General features: G+C 56.1%; 18 protein-coding genes and 2 pseudogenes. 18 read left to right on the top strand and 2 right to left on the bottom strand.

Annotation, left to right across the window (positions count from 1 at the left end; translation table 11 throughout):
- Positions 1-201: 201 nt before the first annotated feature.
- The gene (locus tag ACT9T4_RS22945; RefSeq protein WP_499119108.1) at positions 202-927 is read right to left on the bottom strand and encodes a siderophore-interacting protein; all 726 of its coding nucleotides are present in this window, start codon (positions 925-927) and stop codon (positions 202-204) included.
- 211 nt (positions 928-1,138) lie between these two features.
- Here ACT9T4_RS22945 and ACT9T4_RS22940 point away from each other — a divergent pair, with 211 nt between their 5' ends.
- The 4 genes from ACT9T4_RS22940 to ACT9T4_RS22925 all read left to right on the top strand — a co-directional run bounded on the left by ACT9T4_RS22940 (position 1,139) and on the right by ACT9T4_RS22925 (position 5,432).
- Positions 1,139-1,978 carry an IclR family transcriptional regulator domain-containing protein gene (locus ACT9T4_RS22940; protein ID WP_042553983.1) on the top strand — a complete coding sequence of 280 codons (840 nt, stop codon included), beginning with the start codon at positions 1,139-1,141 and terminating at the stop codon, positions 1,976-1,978.
- A gap of 231 nt (positions 1,979-2,209) precedes the next feature.
- Positions 2,210-3,028, top strand: a complete 819-nt coding sequence (locus ACT9T4_RS22935; protein ID WP_499119093.1) for an SDR family oxidoreductase — start codon at positions 2,210-2,212, stop codon at positions 3,026-3,028.
- A 699-nt stretch (positions 3,029-3,727) separates the two neighbouring features.
- Positions 3,728-4,894 (top strand): MFS transporter, encoded by a 1,167-nt coding sequence (locus ACT9T4_RS22930; protein ID WP_499119091.1) that lies wholly within the window; start codon positions 3,728-3,730, stop codon positions 4,892-4,894.
- Positions 4,895-5,003: 109 nt separating this feature from the next.
- Entirely contained in the window at positions 5,004-5,432 is a 429-nt protein-coding gene (locus ACT9T4_RS22925; protein WP_042553986.1) for a hypothetical protein, read from the top strand.
- Positions 5,433-5,946: 514 nt separating this feature from the next.
- Here the strand turns inward: ACT9T4_RS22925 and ACT9T4_RS22920 are convergent.
- Entirely contained in the window at positions 5,947-6,186 is a 240-nt protein-coding gene (locus ACT9T4_RS22920) for a YheU family protein (protein ID WP_042553987.1), read from the bottom strand.
- A 317-nt stretch (positions 6,187-6,503) separates the two neighbouring features.
- On the opposite strand from ACT9T4_RS22920, the gene ihfB reads away from it, so the two are divergent.
- The 14 genes and pseudogenes from ihfB (at position 6,504) to wecB (ending at position 20,909) form a co-directional block, all read left to right on the top strand.
- On the top strand, positions 6,504-6,791 hold the full coding sequence (gene ihfB, locus ACT9T4_RS22915; protein WP_042553988.1) for an integration host factor subunit beta: 288 nt from the start codon (positions 6,504-6,506) through the stop codon (positions 6,789-6,791).
- Between the two features lie 193 nt (positions 6,792-6,984).
- Positions 6,985-7,821: pseudogene (locus ACT9T4_RS22910) on the top strand (MCP four helix bundle domain-containing protein); the annotation flags it as partial.
- A complete protein-coding gene (locus ACT9T4_RS22905) occupies positions 7,816-8,679 on the top strand; it encodes a methyl-accepting chemotaxis protein (protein ID WP_499119107.1) in 864 nt (287 codons plus the stop codon). The pseudogene ACT9T4_RS22910 and the gene ACT9T4_RS22905, both read left to right, overlap by 6 nt.
- Before the next feature lie 72 nt (positions 8,680-8,751).
- Positions 8,752-9,346: pseudogene (locus tag ACT9T4_RS22900) on the top strand (MBL fold metallo-hydrolase RNA specificity domain-containing protein); the annotation flags it as partial.
- Positions 9,347-9,452: 106 nt separating this feature from the next.
- On the top strand, positions 9,453-10,571 hold the full coding sequence (locus ACT9T4_RS22895) for a hypothetical protein (protein ID WP_042553991.1): 1,119 nt from the start codon (positions 9,453-9,455) through the stop codon (positions 10,569-10,571).
- Between the two features lie 579 nt (positions 10,572-11,150).
- A complete protein-coding gene (locus tag ACT9T4_RS22890; protein WP_042553992.1) occupies positions 11,151-11,333 on the top strand; it encodes a hypothetical protein in 183 nt (60 codons plus the stop codon).
- Positions 11,334-11,440: 107 nt separating this feature from the next.
- Positions 11,441-12,733: a Wzz/FepE/Etk N-terminal domain-containing protein gene (locus ACT9T4_RS22885; RefSeq protein WP_156152706.1), complete on the top strand. Its 1,293-nt coding sequence runs from the start codon at positions 11,441-11,443 to the stop codon at positions 12,731-12,733.
- A 38-nt stretch (positions 12,734-12,771) separates the two neighbouring features.
- Positions 12,772-14,088 carry a UDP-N-acetyl-D-glucosamine 6-dehydrogenase gene (gene wbpA, locus ACT9T4_RS22880; protein ID WP_084307831.1) on the top strand — a complete coding sequence of 439 codons (1,317 nt, stop codon included), beginning with the start codon at positions 12,772-12,774 and terminating at the stop codon, positions 14,086-14,088.
- A 15-nt stretch (positions 14,089-14,103) separates the two neighbouring features.
- On the top strand, positions 14,104-15,051 hold the full coding sequence (gene wbpB / locus ACT9T4_RS22875; protein ID WP_179538462.1) for a UDP-N-acetyl-2-amino-2-deoxy-D-glucuronate oxidase: 948 nt from the start codon (positions 14,104-14,106) through the stop codon (positions 15,049-15,051).
- Positions 15,052-15,075: 24 nt separating this feature from the next.
- Positions 15,076-16,929, top strand: coding sequence for an acyltransferase family protein (locus tag ACT9T4_RS22870; RefSeq protein WP_179538461.1), 1,854 nt, complete (start codon positions 15,076-15,078; stop codon positions 16,927-16,929).
- A 2-nt stretch (positions 16,930-16,931) separates the two neighbouring features.
- Positions 16,932-17,513, top strand: a complete 582-nt coding sequence (wbpD, locus tag ACT9T4_RS22865; RefSeq protein WP_179538460.1) for a UDP-2-acetamido-3-amino-2,3-dideoxy-D-glucuronate N-acetyltransferase — start codon at positions 16,932-16,934, stop codon at positions 17,511-17,513.
- Entirely contained in the window at positions 17,513-18,589 is a 1,077-nt protein-coding gene (locus tag ACT9T4_RS22860; RefSeq protein ID WP_499119085.1) for a DegT/DnrJ/EryC1/StrS family aminotransferase, read from the top strand. Before wbpD ends, ACT9T4_RS22860 begins: the two co-directional genes overlap by 1 nt.
- Positions 18,586-19,848, top strand: a complete 1,263-nt coding sequence (locus ACT9T4_RS22855) for an oligosaccharide flippase family protein (protein ID WP_179538458.1) — start codon at positions 18,586-18,588, stop codon at positions 19,846-19,848. The genes ACT9T4_RS22860 and ACT9T4_RS22855 overlap by 4 nt, the downstream gene beginning before the upstream one ends.
- A complete protein-coding gene (gene wecB / locus ACT9T4_RS22850) occupies positions 19,845-20,909 on the top strand; it encodes a non-hydrolyzing UDP-N-acetylglucosamine 2-epimerase (protein ID WP_179538457.1) in 1,065 nt (354 codons plus the stop codon). The genes ACT9T4_RS22855 and wecB overlap by 4 nt, the downstream gene beginning before the upstream one ends.
- Position 20,910 lies beyond the last annotated feature (1 nt).

The raw sequence follows: 20,910 nt of genomic DNA, 5'->3' as shown, positions 1-20,910 counted from the left end.
TGACCCACGCTACGGCCCGTAGAAGCCCGCTTGCGGGCGATGCGATTGTAGGTATCCAGCCACTGCGATGGTGAGTGGCTTGGTGGGTCGATGAAGCGCGACCCACCCTACGGCCCGTAGGAGCCCGCTTTCGGGCGATGCAATAGATAGGTGTCCAGCGGCGTAGGGTGGGCTTCAGCCCACCAACACTGGCGTTTCGTATCAGGCGTCATCCCGCCGCCAGTACCCTGCCGCCTTGATGCGTTTCTCATCGATCTCCTGCTCTTCGATCAGCAGGCGACGAACCTTGCGAGACTGATTGGCCTCGCAGGCGACCCAGGCGTACAGCTCGCCTTCAGGCTTGCGCAGCGCGCGCGTGGCGTCGAGCAGGCTGCGTTCGCCGCGAATCAGCCAGTGCAGTTGCACCTCGGCCGCGCTGGGCAATCGTTGTTTTTCCGCCTCGTTCTCGATCTCCACCAGCACCGTCGCCTTGCGCCCTGGTGTGAGCGCCTCCAGCCATCGACCAATGGCGGGCAGGGCGGTTTCGTCGCCGATCAGCAGGTAGGCATCGAAGATATCCGGCACCACCAGAGAGCTCCGTGGCCCGGCGATATACAACTGCTGCCCTGGCTGCACCTGACTCGCCCAGGTGGAAGCAGGCCCGTCGCCGTGCAGGACGAAGTCCACGTCCAGTTCACCAGCCTGCGGGTCGTGGCGGCGCGGCGTGTAGTCCCGCGTTAACGGTCGTTCGCCATCGCGGCCCGCCAGAAAATCATCGAGGCGGCGTTGTTCGTCTTCGTTGTGTGCGAACAGTAGCTTGATGTGGTCATCCGCAGCGGCGGAAACGAAACCCTCGAGCGCCTCGCCAGTGAAGGTCACGCGGCGCATGCGTGGGGTGACATCCGCTACCCGTGCCACCGTCAGGCAGCGGCGGGCGATGGGGTGCATCACCCGCTCGATGATCTTGGCCCTGGAGGTCACTCGTCTCACTCCTTTTTCCTAGAGGCATGACTTGCTCTGCCAGTGACAGTCTCGCTGTCACCGAGTGCCAGTTTTGAGCCTCGAATACAGGGGCAAGCTCAGGATCGCTGCCGATTGCCTTGCGATTATCGCACCGCAGTTCGATAATCGCGCATATCGTCAGGATGAGTTGATAGCCATGACCGAATCCCGTTCCCTGCCAAGCCCGATGGCGCCACCGATCATTGCATCGCCGGCTAAGCGTATCGAAGCGTTCACGGGCGATCCGAATTTCATGACTTCGCTCGCGCGCGGGCTGGCGGTCATCCATGCCTTTCAGGAGCGCAAGCGCCACCTGACCATCGCGCAGATCAGCCACCGTACCGAGATTCCCCGTGCCGCCGTGCGCCGCTGCCTGCACACCCTGATGAAGCTGGGCTACGTGACCACCGACGGGCGGGTCTATTCGCTACTGCCCAAGGTGCTGACGCTGGGCCACGCCTATCTGTCCTCGACGCCCATGGCGGTCACTGCCCAGCCGATCCTCGACCGGCTCAGCGAGCAACTGCACGAAGCCTGCTCCATGGCCACGCTGGAGGGCGACGAGATTCTCTACATCGCCCGTTCGGCCACGCCGCAGCGGCTCATCTCCGTTGACCTCAGCGTGGGTAGCCGGCTGCCGGCGTATTGCACGTCCATGGGCCGCATCCTGCTTGCAGCCTTGGGAGATGCGGCGCTGGACGATTACCTGAGCCATGCCGATCTGCAGGTAAAGACCAGCCGCACCCTGCACACGGCGGAAGACCTGCGCGCCAATATCGAGGAGATTCGCCGGCAGGGGTGGGTGATCATCGACCAGGAGCTGGAAGTCAGCCTGCGTTCCATCGCTGTACCGCTCAAGGATTCTGCCGGCCAGGTGCTGGCAGCGCTGAATGTCGGTACCCACGTTGGCCGCGTTTCGCGACAGGAGCTGGAGAATCGTTTCCTGCCGATCCTGCTGGAAGCCAGCCATGAGCTGAGTACGCGGCTGTTTCAGTGACGTGAAAAACACTCCCGGGTGTCGCGGCGCTCGACCCCGGCTACGTGCGAGCAACCGTCGGAATGGCGGCCTGGGTCGAGCGAAGCGATACCAACGACATGACCGACACACGATCTCCCCGCCATACCCGGCCCGCGGTCTGCCCATTCAACAGGCTGATGATGGCTGGGGCCTGGGTTTGCCTTCGCTACACTCGGGCTGTCTTTCATTGGCCAGCAGGGCAGGTTGCGTATGCACAATCGCATGATGATCACGGGTGCCGGGTCCGGTTTGGGGCGTGAGATCGCGCTGCGTTGGGCCCGTGAGGGCTGGCGCCTGGCGCTGTCGGACGTCAACGATGCGGGGCTGGCCGAGACCCTGAAGCTGGTGCGTGACGCCGGCGGGGAAGGTTTCACCCTGCGCTGTGACGTGCGCGATTACAGCCAGCTCACCGCGTTCGCTCAGGCGTGCGAAGAGAAGCTGGGTGGCATCGATATCATCGTCAACAACGCCGGTGTCGCCTCGGGCGGCTTCTTCGCCGAGCTGTCCCTCGAAGACTGGGATTGGCAACTGGCGATCAACCTGATGGGCGTGGTGAAAGGCTGCAAAGCCTTTCTGCCGCTGCTAGAACGCAGCCAGGGGCGCATCGTCAACATCGCTTCGATGGCGGCACTGATGCAGGGGCCGGGCATGAGCAACTACAACGTCGCCAAAGCTGGCGTGGTGGCGTTGTCGGAGAGCCTGCTGGTCGAGCTCAAACCGCTGCAGGTTGGCGTGCACGTGGTGTGTCCGTCGTTCTTCCAGACCAACCTGCTCGATTCCTTCCGCGGCCCTACGCCTGCCATGAAGGCTCAGGTCGGCAAGCTGCTGGAGAGCTCGCCGATCAATGCCGAGTTCATCGCCGATTACATCTTCCAGGCGGTGGCCGACGGGCAGTTCATGATCCTGCCCCACGAGCAGGGCCGCCAGGCCTGGGCGCTGAAGCAGAAGAACCCGCAACTGCTCTATGACGAAATGACGCTCATGTGCGAAAAGATGCGCGCCAAGGCAACTGGTCACAGAGAATCCTGAAGCCCTACGCAACCGTACCGCCGCAACCCTGCAGGAGCCCGCTTGCAGGCGATGCGGTCTTAGCCGCCATGCAATGGCCAGCAATCGCCAGCAAGCTGGCTCCTACAAAGGACCAGCCCCTGCCGCCCGCGGCACCTCCATGTAGGAGCCCGCTTGCGGGCGATGCGATCGTAGCCGCCATGCAATCGTGCGCCATGGCTGCCAACCGCCAGCAAGGATCAGCCCCTGTCGTCCACGGCACCGCCATGTAGGAGCCCGCTTGCGGGCGATGCGAGCGTAGCCGTCATGCAATCGTGCGCCATGGCCGCCAAGCGCCAGCAAGGACCAGCCCCTGCCGTCCACGGCACCGCCATGTAGGAGCCCGCTTGCGGGCGAAGCGGTCGTAGTCGTCATGCACTCGTGCGCCATGGCCGCCAATCGCCAGCAAGGACCAGCCCCTGTCGCCCGCGGCACCGCCATGTAGGAGCCCGCTTGCGGGCGATGCGATCGTAGCCGTCATGCAATCGTGCGCCATGGCCAGCAATCGCCAGCGAGCTGGCTCCTACATTATTGGGTGAGCCCGACTGTGGGAAATGTGGTCCTCCCGACTCATGACTGCAGCGCTTTTAGAGACAAGGCCGCTGCCAGGCTTGCTCTAATCCAGGTCTGCCGGTAGGGTTGCCGCCTCGGCTAAACCTGGCCACCTGATCAGGATATCCTGTGAAACCCGTTTCTCGCGCTTTGTTGCTGTTGGCCCTCGTGGCCGCAGCGGTGAACCTGCGCCCCGGCATTACCTCGCTGGCGCCGCTTATCGAACGCATCGCTCAGGAGCTTTCCCTGAGCCGTGGCTTCATCAGCCTTACTACCGCGCTGCCGGTGCTGTGCATGGGGCTGTTGGCGCCGCTGGCTCCGCGCCTGGCGGTCAGGTTCGGTCTGGAGCGCACCATCACCCTGTGCCTGGGCACCATTACCCTGGCGTTGATGCTGCGCCTGATTGGCCATTCCAGTGTGATGCTGATCGGCAGCGCAGTGCTGATGGGAGCCTCCATTGCCATTGCCGGGCCGCTGCTGTCGGGCTTCATCAAGCGTCATTTCGTCGGGCGCATGGGGCAGGTGCTGGCCTGGTACTCCTTGAGCATGGCTATCGGCGGGGCGGTTGGCGTGGTGCTGACCATGCCGGTTACCCATCTGTTCGCCGATGACTGGAGTTACGGCCTGGCCATCTGGGCATTGCCCGCCGCCTTAGCCGTCGCCATCTGGTGGCGTCTGCCCAAGCACCGGGCCGAGCCGCTGAGCCATGAAGAAGCATCCGCCGGCTTGCCCTGGCGCGAGGCGCGGGCCTGGTTGATCGCCGGCTACTTTTCGCTGCAGGCCGGGCTGTTCTACGCGATTGCCACCTGGACAGTGGCGCGCTATCAGGAAGCCGGGCTGTCGGCAATGCACAGCAATACGCTGTTCAGCCTGGCCATGCTGATGGGCCTGCCAAGTTCCTTTCTGCTGCCCTGGTTGGTGCAGCGTGTCAGCAACCCTTATCTGCTGATGGTCGCTTGCGGTTCCATGACGCTGACCAGTCTGAGCATGATCACCTTCCTGCCTACCTTCGTCCCCGAGTTCTGGGCGCTGACCCTGGGCTTCGGCATGAGCGGATCTTTCGCCCTGTCGCTGCTGCTGCCCATCTACGAAGCGGGCTCGCCCATGGCGGTCAGCCGCTGGACGGCGATGATGCTCGGCCTGGGCTACAGCGTGGCCTGCCTCACGCCGGTGCTCAGCGGCCTGGCGCGGGACATGGCCGGTACCTACCAGGTGCCGTTCATGGTGCTGACCGGCATGGCTGCGGTGATGGTGCTGGTGGCCTGGGCGATGCGCAAGGGGCCACGCCGGCCGTAGCAGGGTGGGGAGGTGCGCAATGACCAAACCCGTCACAGGGCTCACCCGCGGAGTTTCCCTGAATCGCTCCCTGTGATAGAAGGCAGCCAGTTTTTTTGCGGAGTGACCCGTGGAATCGGAATCCATCGTCTATGGCAGCATTCGTGACTGGCCGTCGGACAGCCCATCGGAGAGCCGCTTGCGGCGTCTGCTCAACCAGCAGGTGCTGGAGGCCTTGCCTGTCGGTGATGCCTGGCCGTTTCTCGGGCGCGAGATGTTTTCCTGCTGCCAGCGGCCTGGCAGCGGTTTGTACCAGACCCAGGTCATCCATTTCGGCGCGAGCTACCAGACCATCGAATACGAATGGAAGCTCTGGGTCGCCGAGTTCGAGGCGCTGCTCAAACGCCTGTATTGGGCCAGTGCCGTGGTGCATCTGGAAACCGAGCTGAACGGCACCCACACCTTCCGCTGGGAGTCGGACACCGGCCGGCACAGCCCGCACGACGGTGGCTTGCGCGTGCGCTGCGCCTGGGAACGAGAAGGTGGCCTGCGCGGCTAGCTCCTCGGACGTCGCCCCGGCGCGAAGGCGATTGCGGCCATTCCGCAAGACCGCGGCGCTACAACTATTCGCCGCGAGGTCGCGGCTCCTACGCCAATGCGGCATTTCGTCCGGACGTAGGAGCGTCGCCCCCGGCGCGAAGGCGATTGCGGCCATTCCGCAAGACCGCAGCGCTATTACCATTCGCCGCGAGGTCGCAGCTCCTACGCCAATGCGGCATTTCCTCCGACCGTAGAAGCGTCGCCCCCGGCGCGAATGCGATTGCGGCCATTCCACAAGACCGAAGGGCTACAACTATTCGCCGCGAGGTCGCGGCTCCTACGCCAATGCGGCGTTTCCTCCGACCGTAGGAGCGTCGCCCCCGGCGCGAAGGCGATTGCGGCCATTTCACAACACCGCAGCGCCACCACTATTCGCCGAGAGGTCGCGGCTCCTACGCCAATGCGGCATTTCGTCCGGCCGTAGGAGCGTCGCCCCCGGCGCGAAGGCAATTGCAGCCATCACCCAATCGTCGCTACTCCTCATCCTCTACCAGCCACTCCTTCGGCACGTCACGCTTGAGCGCCAATTGGCATTGCTGGCTTTCCGGATCGAACACGATCACCGCTTCGCCCTTGTCCAGTGCGCGACGTACGCGGATCACCCGGGTTTCCAGCGGTGTCTCGTCACCGTTGTCGGTACCATCGCGGGTCACGAAGTCTTCGATCAGGCGGGTGAGGGTGTCTGCTTCTAGCAGATTGGCGGGGATCAGCAAGGTTTTCTCCTAAGGCGCTCTCGGCCTCTTACCATCAATTGCGTTGGCTCTCTTGGACGGCGCTCGCGTTGTTTTGATCACCTCTTTCGCTGCTCGGCATGCAACATCACAGACGACTATCCCGAGCCAACCTGGCGACCAAGCAACATTCCAGCCCAGACAACGACTTACGTTCATCTGCCCGAATCTGCTGCAGTCGATTCAAGAACCGAACCACATTTTCCGAATTGGTGGTTTTTTAGACTGTTCAAAAGCTGATCAGCGTGCTACAACCATTCCATCGAGTGACATAGCCGCTTGAAAACGAAGGGAAAAGTATGACCAAGTCGGAGCTGATCGAAAGAATCGTCACCCACCAAGGACAGCTTTCAAACAAAGATGTCGAGCTGGCCATCAAGACCATGCTGGAACAGATGTCCCAGGCGCTGGCGACCGGCGATCGCATCGAGATTCGTGGCTTCGGCAGCTTTTCTCTTCACTATCGGGCGCCGCGTGTAGGCCGCAACCCGAAAACCGGCCAATCCGTTCGTCTGGATGGCAAGTTCGTTCCGCACTTCAAACCCGGTAAAGAACTGCGCGACCGAGTGAACGAAGAAGAGGAATGATGATGTACCCGGTGTCGCTCTAGCCTGGGTCTTTCAACGTCTTTCGCGCACCATCCCGCGTCTATGCCACCGTTATTCGGATTGGCTACGCCGTGAGCTCGCAACGAGCCAAGGCACCTCAGATCTAACTCACCCAATAATAAAGCGCCATACCGCCCTACAGCCGCCTGTGGCTTAGCCGATACTGGTAACGATGCCAGCGCATACCTTGCGATTGCAGCTCACCCTCCTATCTACAGGTTTGCATATGAACTGGTTCTACAACGCCAAGCTCGCGACCAAGCTGTACCTGGCATTCGCCCTCTGCGCCACGATCACTCTCGTTGTCGGTGCGGTAGGCAGTCAGGGGATCGGCTCACTGTCCTCCAGCCTGCAGCTGGTTTTTTCCAATAACCTCGTGTCTGTTGCCAAGACCGCCGAGGCTCGTTCCAACGCCGTTGCCCAGAACCGCGACCTGTATCGCTTGCTGGATGCGGCCACGGCTGGCGCTCCGCAATCTGAGCGAAGCGCCATCCTCACCTCCATGAAGGAGAACCGCCAGACCAGTGAACGTGCCTTCGCTACGTACCGCGCCACGCCTCTGGCTGACGACGAACGAGCCGCTGGCGACCGCATGGACAAGAGTTGGCCCGCCTATCAGGCACTCGTCGAGCGCGCGTTGGCGCTGATCGAGAGTGGCGACTTCGATGCGGCCAGGCTGCTGATTGCCGGTGACGTGTCACAGGCCTACCGCACAGTCATCGATGAAATGGGCATCATGGTGGAGTCCAACAACCGCCAGATCGGCGAAGGTGCCGAAGATGCTCGGCAGAGGGAGGCGGCCGCCAAGCTCAACCTGTATATCGGCATCGGCCTGGCGTTTCTCGCTGCCTTCCTGCTGGGCATGTTCATCAGCCGGGTGATCAGCGCGCCTATCACCTTGGCGGTGCGCAACGCCGAGCGCATTGCCGGCGGCGATCTGACCCACACCATCGCCAGCGGTCATCGCGACGAGGTCGGCCAGTTGCTGACAGCGCTCGGTGCGATGCAAGGTGGCCTCAAAGGCACCATTCAGCAGATTGCCAGCGCAGCCGATCAGCTGGCTTCGGCTGCCGAAGAGCTCAACGTGGTGACCGAGGAGAGCAGCCGAGGGCTGGTTCGCCAAAACGACGAAATCCAGCTTGCCGCCACGGCTGTAACCGAGATGAGCGCAGCCGTCGAGGAAGTCGCCCGCAACGCCACCTCGACCTCCGAAGCATCCAGGCTGACCAGCCAGGAAGCCGCCAGCGGCCGCGACCAGGCGCGCGAGGCCGTCAAGGCGATCACCAGCGTTAACAGCGAGATTGGCCATTCGACCGTCATCGTCGACGAGCTGGCCGGTAGCGTTCGCGATATCGCCAAGGTGCTCGATGTCATTCGCGGTATCGCCGAACAGACTAACCTGCTGGCTCTCAACGCGGCCATCGAAGCTGCACGAGCGGGAGAGCAGGGCCGGGGCTTTGCGGTAGTGGCCGACGAAGTGAGAGCGCTGGCTGCGCGCACCCAGGCATCCACCGGTGAAATCGAGTCGATGATTACCAGTGTTCAGTCACGCGCCGACGATGCAGTGAAAGCGATGGGCAATAGCAGAACCCTGGCCAACAGCACGCAAGAGCTGGCCAAGGCCACCGGTGAGTCCCTCGAGCGAATCGCCCATAACATCGCCGAGATCAACGACCGCAACATGCTGATCGCCACGGCATCCGAAGAACAGGCCAACGTCGCCCGGGAAGTGGACCGCAATCTGGTCAACATCCAGGACCTGTCGACCCAGACCTCGGCAGGTGCCCATCAGACCAGCGCTTCCAGCCAGGAGCTGTCGCGCCTTGCCATCTCGTTCAACAACCTGGTGAGCACCTTCAAGCTTTAAGGCGCTCGCCAGTCAGGGCCGTCGGCGGCGCAATGCCGCTGATCGCCCTGGCACCCGTTTTCGTAGCCTGGGTTGATCCCTGCCTTCAGCGTCGGCCGCACGCAAGAGATGCTCTACGAGCTGGAAGGCATCATCCACAGCAAGAAACTGCATACTACAGCCGTACCAGAAACCTTTGTGGGAGCGGGCCATGCCCGCGAAGCTTTCAAAACTGCACCAAATGACCCTGCTGAAATCGACTGGCCACGCCTGCCCATCATCCTGGATTCAGCCTTGGCAAGCCGCGCCAGACCCGCCATCGTCATCGCTGGCAACGGCATGTGCTCCAGCGGCCGTATCGTCAACTACCTCAAGGCCATGCTCGGCGACCCGCGACACGACGTGCTGTTCGTCGGCTACCAGGCCAGGGGAACGCCGGGCCACGCCATACAACGCTTCGGGCCGAAGAAGGGATATGTGGATATCGACCTCCAGCATCGGCGGGTAGTCGGCGCATTCCGATCATGCGGGGTTGGTCGGGTTCGTGACCGGGATGGAACAGTGGCCCGGGGAGATTCGGTTGGTGCATGGGGAGGAGGGGGCCAAAGCCGCGTTGCGGCAAGCGCTGCTTGCTGTATATGCCCGCGAGGGGTTGTCAGTCGTTATCACTGACCCGATAGACCCATAGCCTCGGTTAGCCGAGGGGCATCCGGGATCCCCTTGAGGCGAGCCTATTCTGTCGCTCGTTTCGAATAAAATGCGTGTTCTGACCTCGAAACGGAACATGAGCCCCGATGACCGCTATATCCGCAACTGCGCAAGGCACACCAGCTAGCGATCCTTCACCCAAGTCGAAACTGGAGCGTGTGCTAGCCCACTGGGGCGCAATTGCCTGGTTGCTCAGTTTGTTTGGATTACTGGCGGGGTTCGCGAGCCTGTTCTGTTACACCCATGCAATTGGCCGTATTGATCTCTTTCAGGCCGCTGCGGCGAATCAATCGATGCTGCTCGTTTGGTTGGCCTGGGTAGGGCTGATGTCGGTCGCCTTCATGCTTATCATGGCGAGCGCTGCCGTGTTACTCGCCTTGGCGGTCTCGATGCTCAACACTCATCACCGCTTGCAGCGCCGAGCGATCAATTCGCTGCTGTTCATCGTCTCGGCCGGGTATGCCTGTTTCGGTGGTCTGATTCTTTGGGCATCCGATTGGGGGGTTGAGTGGGTGGCGGTGGCGGTCTGTCTGGTCACTGCCCTGGCGACCACGCTGTTCTACTTCCTTAATCCCAACCTGCACATTCCGGTCGTGCTCTCCGCGCTCAGGCCGAAAAAAGGCAAAGCGGCATCGCCCTGGGCTCTGCTCTTCTTCCTGTTCCTGGCTTTGCTGGGCACGGTAGTGGCAGGTGTTTTCCCCGCGCAAATGGTGCTCATGGCTTACCGAGGAGAAGACACCCCCGATGCCGTGGGACAACTTATGCTGATTGCGGTGCTTTCGATGATTCTTGCGTTGCTGCCCGTGTGGGTGTTCTACAAGGCGCGTGGTGATCTTGCCCGCCGCTGGCAGTTATGCGTGGCTAGCCTGGTCGCTGCGCTAATGGTGTACCTCGTTCTGTCGCCAGCCACGCTAGGCATCATCACCTATGCTGCGGCGAGCTCCATGGGCATGCGTGATAATCAGGTACGGGCCTATATGCTCACCGACACGTATGTGCTTGGTGAACTGGATTCGAGCGAATGGTCGGTCGAGGCCAGGCAGAAAGGCTCCGCCAGAATCGAAGCCTTCAAGCTGTTCGGTTTTGGCAATGTGTTATTGCTTTGCCCGGAAAGCCTGGTAAAAACCGAACTCAAGCATTGGCCGCAGCGCTCCGCGCGATGCCTGCTCACGAGCGCCACCCTGGCGCGAGTGTTACCCCAGTGACGGCTTAGGGCGCGCCTAAAGACCCGCCTCGGCGCATGCTGAGGATCCGCGCGAGGTAGCTTGTGACGGACATGGTGGTGGGGGAGCGCCAAAAGGCATTGGTCAGAGCATTCGAGGGTTCATACGTAAAACGGCAATAAATTGTAGATATAAAATTCACATGAGAAAGAGCCGTGCTATAAGCAGCCAAAGGCTGACCTCGCCAGCCGTTCGTCCGAATGCAAGCCGCCGATCAACTGCAACTCAAGCTCTGAGGATATGAACGAGCGTGGACAATCGGCTTGTTCAGAGGCAGGTTGCCGCCAACCGTGAAGAGCAGTCGTTGGAAAAATGCGCTTTTCACTGAGATTTTCATCACAACCATGACGAAATCCACAAACAAAATTGGGTAGAATGCCGCGCTCGACAGATTCTGTTCGCTGGTAGTGGTACCGCTAATAGAAACTTCAGCTCGGCGGCAGGTGTATGGCATCTGCGCTACCGGGTGTCGGCCGATGGTGAAAATCACAGCCCGCGCTACGCACGTGGGTTCAATAGGACTGCAGTGACGGCAATGGTTTTGCCGGATCCCGGAAAACGATGCCTGAATCGATCAAGAAATCATTGCGTTCGCTAAAGCTCTTCAAGCTTAGCCGCCCCCTTCGCGCAGCCTCTGCCCGCCTGGTTATCGACCAGCTTGGCTACGGGGCCATGCCATGCAACCAGAAAAAAGACTCCATTTCCGCCATGAAACAGCTGGACGTTATGCGCCATGCCTGTTGAGTGCCTGTTGCCCCTATTACCCCCGAACTGCCCATGGCCCGCTGGCGCTGTGAGCTGGGGTGTGGACATTCATTTTCCAATCGCTTTGAAACAGGATGACTGAGCCCATGTCGCAAGCCCCAAACGTCCGCCCGCAGAACGATGACATCGATCTCGGCGAGCTAATGCGCGCACTGTGGGAGCGCAAGAAGCTGATCATCGGTGTCGCTGCCGTGGTCACCCTATTGGCAGTTGCTTATGCGCTGTTGGCTACCAAGTACTATCGCACCCAGAGCATCCTGCGCCCGGTTGCGATGAATGTATTGGATGAGCTCAATGCATCCGGCCTCTACGAATTGACGCCTGAAGAGGCGCTGCAGCGAGTCGGTGCGGGGATCAGCTCCTACGAGTATCGGCTCGAGTACTTCAATGCCAATCAGGAGCTATTTGGGCCAGATGCTATGAGTGATGGGCAGACCGCTGAGCAGGCGATGAACCAAATCATCGAAGACTTTGAAATACTGCGGCCTGACCCTAATCGCCCCGACGGTGGTTTTTCCTATATAGGGCTCGCTTATACCTACCCATGGGGTGTGAAAGGTGCCGATATCGTCAATGGGCTGATCCAGTACGTGATCCAGCAAGAGCGTACTGCCCTCGCTGAAGACGTGGAAGTGATCATCCGTAACCGCTTGGCCAAGCTGGAGCAGCGTATGGCAGCCGAGCGTGCTGCCTACCAGGCAGACAAGCAAGCGAAGATTGCATCGCTTTCGGAGGCTGATGCTCTCAAGCGAGCTCAGCTGCAGGACGAACTGAACTCTTTGCGCAAGCAACTCCGTACTCGTCGTGATGACCGAATCGCACAACTAAATGAAGCTGTCATGATCGCGAAGTCGCTGGGCATCGAGAAGCCGAGTACGCCATCCACCCTTTCTGATAGCGCACCAGTGTCTGGCTCTGGCAATGTCATCCGCACGGAGGTCAATAACCAGCAGATCCCTCTCTATTTCATGGGCACTGAGGCGCTCGAAGCAGAGCGCGATGCGCTACAAAAGCGCCGCTCGGATGAGTTTACCGAGCCCCGTGTTGCAAAGCTCCAAGCCGACTTACGGTTGCTTGAGCAGAATCGCGAAGTTGAACTCCTCAAACAGCGCGCTGATGAGGATGTATATATCGAGAACTATGCGAAATGGAATCAGGAGGCTGCGGAGCTCAAGGGTCTCAATCTGAACCTTAATGCCTTGCAATTGGTGAACATCGATAGGCAAGCGATATATCCACGCTCTGCCATCAAGCCTAAGAGGATTTTGGTGGTGGCGCTAGGTGCTGTATTGGGCACCATGTTGGGTCTATTCATTGCGCTGATGAGCGTTTTGACCAGTAAGCCTAAAACGCACTCTCGTTTTAGCGACGCCGGTTAATTTTTATATCTATATTCTATAAGTATCTGGAGTGTTACATGACGTCAGCTATCAAGCAGACAAGCGTTGCCAAGTTCAAGAGCAGGGAGGCCCTGATTGGTATTGTCGGTCTTGGCTACGTAGGGTTGCCGCTTATGTTGCGCTACAACGCAATTGGATTCCGCGTTTTAGGTATCGATATCGATGTCAATAAGGTCGATACGCTCAATGCTGGCGGGAGTTATATTGAGCACATTCCCGCTCAAAAAGTAGCTTCCGCACGTTCTTCGGGATTCGAAGCGACAACGGATTTTCAGCGCGTCAGTGAGTGCGACGCTTTGATTCTATGCGTACCGACACCGCTAAATAAGTATCGCGAGCCGGACATGAGCTTCGTTATAAATACTACTGACGCGATCAAACCCTACCTACGTGAGGGGCAGGTTGTGTCATTGGAAAGCACCACTTATCCAGGCACCACCGAGGAGGAGCTGCTGCCACGTGTCGAGCATGCAGGGCTGAAAGTCGGTGAGAATATCTTCTTGGTCTACTCGCCAGAACGTGAAGACCCAGGCAATCCCAATTTTGAAACACGCACCATTCCGAAGGTAATTGGTGGTCATACGCCTGCCTGTCTCGATGTAGGTGTTGCGCTCTATGAGCAGGCCATCGACAAAGTCGTGTCCGTCAGCTCCACTAAAGCTGCAGAAATGACCAAGCTGCTCGAAAATATCCACCGTGCGGTAAATATTGGCCTAGTAAATGAGATGAAGATCGTCGCTGATCGCATGGGTATCGACATCTTCGAAGTCGTTGATGCCGCAGCAACCAAGCCATTCGGGTTCACTCCTTACTATCCTGGCCCTGGGCTCGGCGGTCACTGCATCCCAATCGATCCTTTCTACCTGACCTGGAAGGCTCGCGAGTATGGCCTGCACACCCGTTTCATCGAACTGTCTGGTGAGGTCAACCAAGCTATGCCTGAATATGTCGTCACCAAGCTGATGGATGGCCTGAACGACGCGGGTAAACCGCTTAAAGGCAGTAATGTGCTCGTACTTGGTATCGCCTACAAGAAGAACGTAGACGATATGCGTGAGTCGCCCTCGGTGGAGATCATGGAGTTGATCGAGGCGAAAGGATGTCGAGTCGCATATAGCGATCCACATGTGCCTAAATTTCCTAAAATGCGTGAGCATAATTTCGATTTGTCTAGCGAGCCGCTTACCGCCGAGAACCTCCAGCGCTTCGACGCAGTTATTCTCGCCACTGATCATGATAAGTTTGATTACGATTTGATCAGTCAGCATGCGAAGTTGATAGTCGATAGCCGCGGTAAGTACCGTGCGCCTGCTGCCAACGTAATCAAAGCTTAAGTGGGGGAGGTCATTTTGAAACGATTTGCACTTATCGGCGCCGCTGGTTATATCGCTCCTCGCCATATGCGAGCTATCAAGGATACGGGTAACGAGTTGGTCTCCGCTTATGACATCAATGACTCTGTCGGGATCATCGACAGCCTGTCGCCTCAGAGCGAGTTCTTCACTGAGTTTGAACGTTTCGCCGAGCATGCCAACCGCATCAAGCGAGATCCGGCCACGGCTCTTGATTATGTCGCAGTCTGTTCGCCCAACTACTTGCATCACGCGCATATCGCCGCCGGTCTGCGGCTGGGATGTGATGTTATTTGCGAGAAGCCGCTGGTACCTACGTCTGAAGTGCTGGATGAGCTGGCTCGCGTAGAGAAGGAGACCGGCAAGCGTGTTTACAACATTCTGCAGTTGCGGCATCACCAAGCAATTTTGAGCCTAAAGGAAAAGGTTGCCAGCGAAAATCGCGAGGCCAAGTACGATGTCGAGCTAACTTACATCACGTCCCGCGGCAAATGGTATATGGAGAGTTGGAAGGGGGATCCGCGCAAATCATACGGTGTCGCTACGAACATAGGTGTGCACTTCTACGACATGCTGCATTTCATCTTCGGCAAGCTGCAGCGCAATGTATTGCATTACGCTAACGACTACAAAGCGGCTGGCTACCTCGAATATGAGAAAGCACGTGTGCGCTGGTTCCTGTCCATCGACGCTGATGATTTGCCAGAAAGCGTGAAGGGTAAGAAGCCGACCTATCGTTCGATCACCGTGGACGGCGATGAAATCGAGTTTTCTGAAGGCTTCACCGACCTACATACCATCAGCTACCAGGAAATTTTGGCGGGTCGCGGTTACGGAATTGAGGACGCCAGGCATTGTGTTCAGACAGTCGATACCATTCGCTCTGCCACTGCAGTTACTGCAGTGAATGGAGAAGGGCATCCCTTTCTCGGTCGTTTGAATTGACGCTGATCTCACGGGCTATTTCCGATGTTTAATACCAAGACAATCAGCCGCTCTTCTGCGCGCGATGTTCGGCGCGATGTTCAGGGGCTTCGTGCATTGGCGGTGCTGGCTGTCTTGGTGTTCCATATCGAAAAGGATTGGCTGCCTTCAGGCTTTACCGGCGTTGATATGTTTCTGGTCATATCCGGCTTCATCATAACGTCAATGTTGTTGAAGCAAGGCGATGCTGTCGATTGGAAGCTGTTCTACTGGGCACGCGCACGCAGAATTGTGCCGGCCTATCTGGTCATGCTGACCTTGGTTACCTTATTGGCAGCCTGGATGTTTCTGCCTCCTGACTTCGACATATACCAAGACAGCCTAGGTTCCGCTCTGGGCTTCTACAGCAATTTTTATTTTTCCGATTTCGGTAGTTATTTCGCGCCTGCAAGCCATGAACTGCCTCTGTTGCATACGTGGTCCTTGGCCATCGAGATGCAGTTCTATTTGTTTTTTCCACTCTTTTTTGGTTTGACTCCCGTCCGCTACCGAGCGCTAGCTCTAGCGTTTTTAATAGTCGTCACGTTAGGGTACTCGCAGTACCAGCTTTTAGCAGATCAAGCCACGCACGCTTATTTTTCATCTATTGGCCGGGCCGGCGAGTTTTTGATCGGGGCTTTGCTGGCGGTCTTATCGCTGGGGCGAAGTTGGTCTATTGCTCTAGCCACCGCTGCTGGTGGAGTAGGTCTTGTTCTGCTCATCGCGGGCTTCACCGTAGTCGACCAAGGTAGATTTCCCGGCCTCTGGGCGCTATTACCTTGTCTAGGCACAGCTCTCTTGATCGCCGCACGCAACGGCTGGATCAATATTCTATTGTCTCACCGCGCCGCTGTTTGGGTCGGTGGCTTGTCGTATTCCATCTATTTGTGGCATTGGCCGCTGCTTGCCATTTATCGTTATTACACTGGAGGTTACGAGCTTTCATGGTTGCCGGTGGTTGTAATCGTGGCAATGACATTGATCATCTCCGTGATTTCATTGCGCTGGATAGAGACGCCCGCGAGACGTTTGAAGTTGACGGCGTCGGGCTTTGGCATAGCCGCTGCCATGGCGTCGCTGTGTGTGCTGGTCATGGTGGCTTCGCCGCGCTTGGGTTCCGGACCGCAAGCGGAAGTTCCCGCGGCTATGGCGCGGTATGCAATACCAGAAGAAATATGCCATGGACGCTTGGTGGGCAATTGTGTTCGGGGAGACAAGCACATACCTCCAGAGGCGTTGGTTATTGGCGACAGCCACGGCGCCCAGCTCAATTATTTCTTCGATGTCGCAGGCCAGGCCGAAGGTTTCTCTGTGAAGCTAATCACTGGCAGCAGTTGCGTGCCTGTACCTGACTTCGATGTCGAGCGTCTTCCTGACTACGCTCAAGAGGACTGCCGCCACCAGATCAAGGCTGTACAGGATTCGCTAAGTGATTTCAAAGTAATCGTGCTAGCAGGTAAATGGCGGTGGCACTTCGGAAGCCAGCGGTTTCTCAGTGCTATCGCGTCCTTCGTGAGCAGCTCGGTTGCCGAGGGTAAGAAAGTCATTGTCCTTGCGCAGATACCCATGTTCGACGGCAATCTTCTGAGGGCTCGCCACTTTGAAGCACTGGGGTTGTCCGTCGCAGTCCACGAGGACGCGGAGTGGAGACATGCAAATCAGCAGATCAAGGAGCTGGTCACGAAATTTCCAGGCGCACAGTTTGTCGACTATTCCGGCTCAACCTTTTTCGCGAATGCACCGTTCGATCAAGGCGAGCTAATGTATATGGACGCTCATCATCTCAATGAAACAGGTGCTAGGCACTATGGGCGTTTCGTAGCATCGGACTTGGCCCTCTTACTTAAAGATCACCAATAACTATGAATTACTATAAACATCCCTCCGCAATAGTTGATGACGGTGCACAAATTGGTCAGGACTCACGCGTTTGGCACTTCGTGCACATCTGTTCGGGGGCACGCATCGGTGCCGGTGTTTCTCTTGGTCAAAATGTATTCGTCGGCAACAAAGTGGTCATCGCCGATAATTGCAAGATCCAGAATAATGTCTCGGTCTATGACAACGTATCTCTTGAAGAAGGTGTGTTCTGTGGTCCGAGCATGGTGTTCACCAATGTCTACAATCCGCGTTCGTTGATAGAGCGCAAAAGCGAATATCGCAACACGTTGGTGAAAAAGGGTGCGACGCTAGGCGCCAACTGCACGATTGTGTGTGGGGTGGTGATTGGCGAGTACGCCTTCATTGGTGCCGGAGCGGTCGTCAACAAGGATGTTCCAGCTTATGCCCTGATGGTGGGGGTTCCCGCGCGTCAGATCGGCTGGATGAGTGAATACGGTGAACAACTGCCCTTGCCCGTCACGGGTGAGGGTGCAGCCACCTGTGAATACAGTGGCGCCCGCTACGTTCTTAACGGCAACACTCTCTCCAAGGAAAATCTGTAATGATCGATTTCATCGACCTCAAAGCGCAGCAGGCACTGATCAAGGATAGGATCGATGCTGCCATTCAGCGCGTGCTAGCCCATGGGCAGTACATCCTCGGCCCTGAGGTCTCTGAATTAGAGGAGCGACTCGCCGATTTCGTTGGTGCCAAATACTGTATCAGCGTGGCGAATGGTACCGACGCGCTTCAGATCGCGCAGATGGCCCTCGGGATTGGCCCAGGAGATGAAGTCATCACCCCTGGTTTTACCTACATCGCCACGGCGGAAACTGTCGCACTGTTGGGAGCCAAACCGGTATACGTTGACGTCTGCCCGCGTACCTATAACCTTGATCCGCAATTGTTGGAGGCAGCTATTACACCTCGCACCAAAGCGATCATCCCAGTGTCGCTGTATGGGCAATGTGCCGACTTCGATGCCATTAATGCCATAGCGAAGAAACACGGCATTCCCGTCATCGAGGATGCGGCACAGAGTTTCGGCGCTACTTACAAAGGGCGTCGCTCGTGTAATCTATCGACTATCGCTTGTACGAGTTTCTTTCCGAGCAAGCCGTTAGGCTGCTATGGTGATGGTGGAGCTATTTTTACAAACGATGATGAACTCGCCAAAGTACTTCGCCAAATAGCCCGCCACGGACAAGACCGCCGCTATCATCATATGCGTGTAGGGGTAAACAGTCGTCTTGACACACTGCAGGCCGCCATTTTACTACCGAAGCTCGATATCTTTCCTGATGAATTAGCTGCTCGTCTGAATGTCGCCGCTTCTTATAGTGAGCTGCTGGCACCATATGAAATAAAAACACCCTATATTGAACCCCATAATATAAGTGCTTATGCTCAATATACGATATGTGTTGAAGAGCGTGAGGCCTTGCAGCATAGGCTAAAGAGTGAGGGCGTACCAACTGCCGTACATTACCCTATACCATTGAACAAGCAGCCTGCTGTTGCTAATGAGAAGTATCTTCCGATCGGTGACAAACTTTCACAGAAAGTGTTGAGCTTGCCTATGCATCCTTATATGTTGGAGGAACATATTGGTTTGATAGTAAAAGCTCTATCAAAATGAAGCTTAATATTTTTAGTCAATTCAACTCAATAGTGGCGCGTTCGATAGCGGTGATGTTTGGGGGCACTGTCTTAGCTCAGGGCATTACATTCGCAGTAACACCTCTATTGAGCAGGTTGTTTTCGCCTAGTGACTTTGGTGTGCTGGGCGCTTTTGTTGCGATTTTGACAATTTTGATTTCTTTTTCATCTTTAAAGTATGAATTTGCTATACCACAGGTCTCAACGAAAAAGCATTCACTAGAATTAACGGTTTTGTGTCTTTATATATTGTTTGCCATGTCCCTTCTCGTTGCGGTTTCTTTGTTTTTGTTGTGGGCTTTTGATTTCTACCATGCGGACGCTTACTTTTGGCTCTTACCTTTGGCCGTTTTTTTTGCTGGTTCTTTCCAAGTTGCCACCTACTATTCGATTAAGGAAAAAGATTTTTACTTACTATCTAAGGCTAATGTGAGCAGAAGCTCCGGACAGGCAGTTTTGCAAGTCCTTTCGGGCATTTTTTCACTAGGCGGTGGCGCTCTTATACTGAGTTATGTTTTTAGTCAGGCTTTAGGAAGTTTTGAGATTCTATATCGTGCCTTGAAAGGATTTAAGTTTCCAAGTTTTTTGAGGCTGCTTGTGTTGTGCCGGAAATATATAAGATTTCCCAAATTCTCCGCTTCCGCGAGCACCCTGAACACAGCCGCTACCAACTCCCTGCCTTTTCTTATTATTTATTTCTGGTCAGTCGGAGAAGCAGGTCTTTTTGCGCTGACTCAGCGAGCCATGGGAGTGCCTATGGCATTTCTAGGAGCTGCTATCGCAAACGTTTATTTGGCTGAGCTACCAAGAATATTACAGCGAGATCCAGCTGAAGCAAAAAAATTCTACATAAAATCTCTTCGGAATTTAGTGTTGGCCGGGTTGCCTTTGATTGCCGTGTCAACGCTAATACTTTTTTATTATGCAGAATTTATATTTGGTGGTGAGTGGTTCGGGATATCTGCTCTAGTAATAGTCTTGGCGCCTTTCTTTCTAGGGCAGTTTGTGGCCTCTCCATTAAGTCAGACTCTCAATGTAATTGGACGGCAAGATGTTCAGTTGATTTGGGATCTTTGTCGGCTAATAGTTGTCTTGGGCTGTCTCGTTGCTTGTGGTATTTATCAGGTTGGTTTTTCTGTTTCGATATTAATCTACAGCATTTTGATGTTTTTTTTCTATGCTGTAAGTGTTGTCGTGACTTTAATTTTGATTGATCGAAACTCGTTGGAGGTTAAATGAAAGTCCTTACTGTGGTTGGGGCTAGGCCCCAGTTTATAAAAGCGGCAGTTCTTTCTCGTGCTTTTTTATTGCACGGCATTGAAGAGGTTCTTGTACACACGGGGCAGCATTATGATAACGATATGTCAGATGTTTTTTTTAGTGAGTTAAGTATCCCTCAGCCCTCCTACAATCTTGCTGTTGGCGGTGGCACGCATGGGCAAAACACAGGGCGCATGTTGGAAAAGCTTGAAGAGTTGATGGTTGCCGAAAAGCCAGACTGGGTTTTAGTGTACGGTGATACTGACAGCACGCTTGCTGGTGCACTTGCTGCTGCTAAGCTTCATATTCCAATTGCGCATATTGAAGCTGGGCTGCGCTCATTCAATCGTGCAATGCCCGAAGAAATTAATCGTGTTCTGACCGATCATGTGTCGTCGCTTCTCTTCTCTCCCACTAAAGTGGCTGAAGAAAACCTTTTGAGGGAAGGTATTGCTGACAAAAAAATCCATGTTGTTGGCGATGTAATGTACGATGCGACAGTTTTTTATTTGGACCGTGCTGTTAAGCCTAGTTGGTTCGATCTCGGTGGGTTCGAGGTTGACGAATTTATTCTCTGCACTGTTCACAGGGCTGAGAATACTGACTCTGAAGTTAGAATTAGAAATATCCTTTTGGGGCTGGGCAGCTCTAAATTGCCCGTGATTTTACCCATGCACCCTCGCACCCGAAAGAAGCTCGACTCGTTGTCAATATCAATACCAGATAATGTCCGAGTAGTGAGCCCGGTCGGCTATCTCGAAATGAACTGGCTGGAGGCTAATTGTAGATTAATAGCTACTGATTCAGGTGGTGTACAAAAAGAGGCATATTTCCATAAAAAATATTGTGTAACTATGCGCAATGAAACGGAGTGGGTCGAGCTTGTGAAGAAAGGTGTTAACGTTTTGGTTGGTGATTCTGCTGAGTTGATAAAGGATGCTATAAACTCTTCCAAGAAATACGATTTCAGTGAGTTTATATATGGTCGGGGTGACACAGCATCTAAAATTATAGATGTATTGGTCTCTAACGCTCGATAAC

This window comes from Pseudomonas sp. SZ40 (assembly GCF_052958135.1).
Note: the sequence above shows the minus strand (reverse complement) of the source record. Positions and strands in the feature narration are given on the sequence as shown.

Bases quoted from the DNA above. Each gene is read 5' to 3' on its own strand.
- ACT9T4_RS22860 (WP_499119085.1), top strand. From the start codon at position 17,513: ATGATCGATTTCATCGACCTCAAAGCGCAGCAGGCACTGATCAAGGAT.
- wbpA (WP_084307831.1), top strand. From the start codon at position 12,772: ATGACGTCAGCTATCAAGCAGACAAGCGTTGCCAAGTTCAAGAGCAGG.
- ihfB (WP_042553988.1), top strand. From the start codon at position 6,504: ATGACCAAGTCGGAGCTGATCGAAAGAATCGTCACCCACCAAGGACAG.
- wbpD (WP_179538460.1), top strand. From the start codon at position 16,932: ATGAATTACTATAAACATCCCTCCGCAATAGTTGATGACGGTGCACAA.
- ACT9T4_RS22855 (WP_179538458.1), top strand. From the start codon at position 18,586: ATGAAGCTTAATATTTTTAGTCAATTCAACTCAATAGTGGCGCGTTCG.
- ACT9T4_RS22905 (WP_499119107.1), top strand. From the start codon at position 7,816: ATGCAAGGTGGCCTCAAAGGCACCATTCAGCAGATTGCCAGCGCAGCC.
- ACT9T4_RS22895 (WP_042553991.1), top strand. From the start codon at position 9,453: ATGACCGCTATATCCGCAACTGCGCAAGGCACACCAGCTAGCGATCCT.
- ACT9T4_RS22940 (WP_042553983.1), top strand. From the start codon at position 1,139: ATGACCGAATCCCGTTCCCTGCCAAGCCCGATGGCGCCACCGATCATT.
- ACT9T4_RS22890 (WP_042553992.1), top strand. From the start codon at position 11,151: ATGCCTGAATCGATCAAGAAATCATTGCGTTCGCTAAAGCTCTTCAAG.
- ACT9T4_RS22870 (WP_179538461.1), top strand. From the start codon at position 15,076: ATGTTTAATACCAAGACAATCAGCCGCTCTTCTGCGCGCGATGTTCGG.
- ACT9T4_RS22935 (WP_499119093.1), top strand. From the start codon at position 2,210: ATGCACAATCGCATGATGATCACGGGTGCCGGGTCCGGTTTGGGGCGT.
- wecB (WP_179538457.1), top strand. From the start codon at position 19,845: ATGAAAGTCCTTACTGTGGTTGGGGCTAGGCCCCAGTTTATAAAAGCG.
- ACT9T4_RS22945 (WP_499119108.1), bottom strand. From the start codon at position 927: ATGCACCCCATCGCCCGCCGCTGCCTGACGGTGGCACGGGTAGCGGAT.
- ACT9T4_RS22885 (WP_156152706.1), top strand. From the start codon at position 11,441: ATGTCGCAAGCCCCAAACGTCCGCCCGCAGAACGATGACATCGATCTC.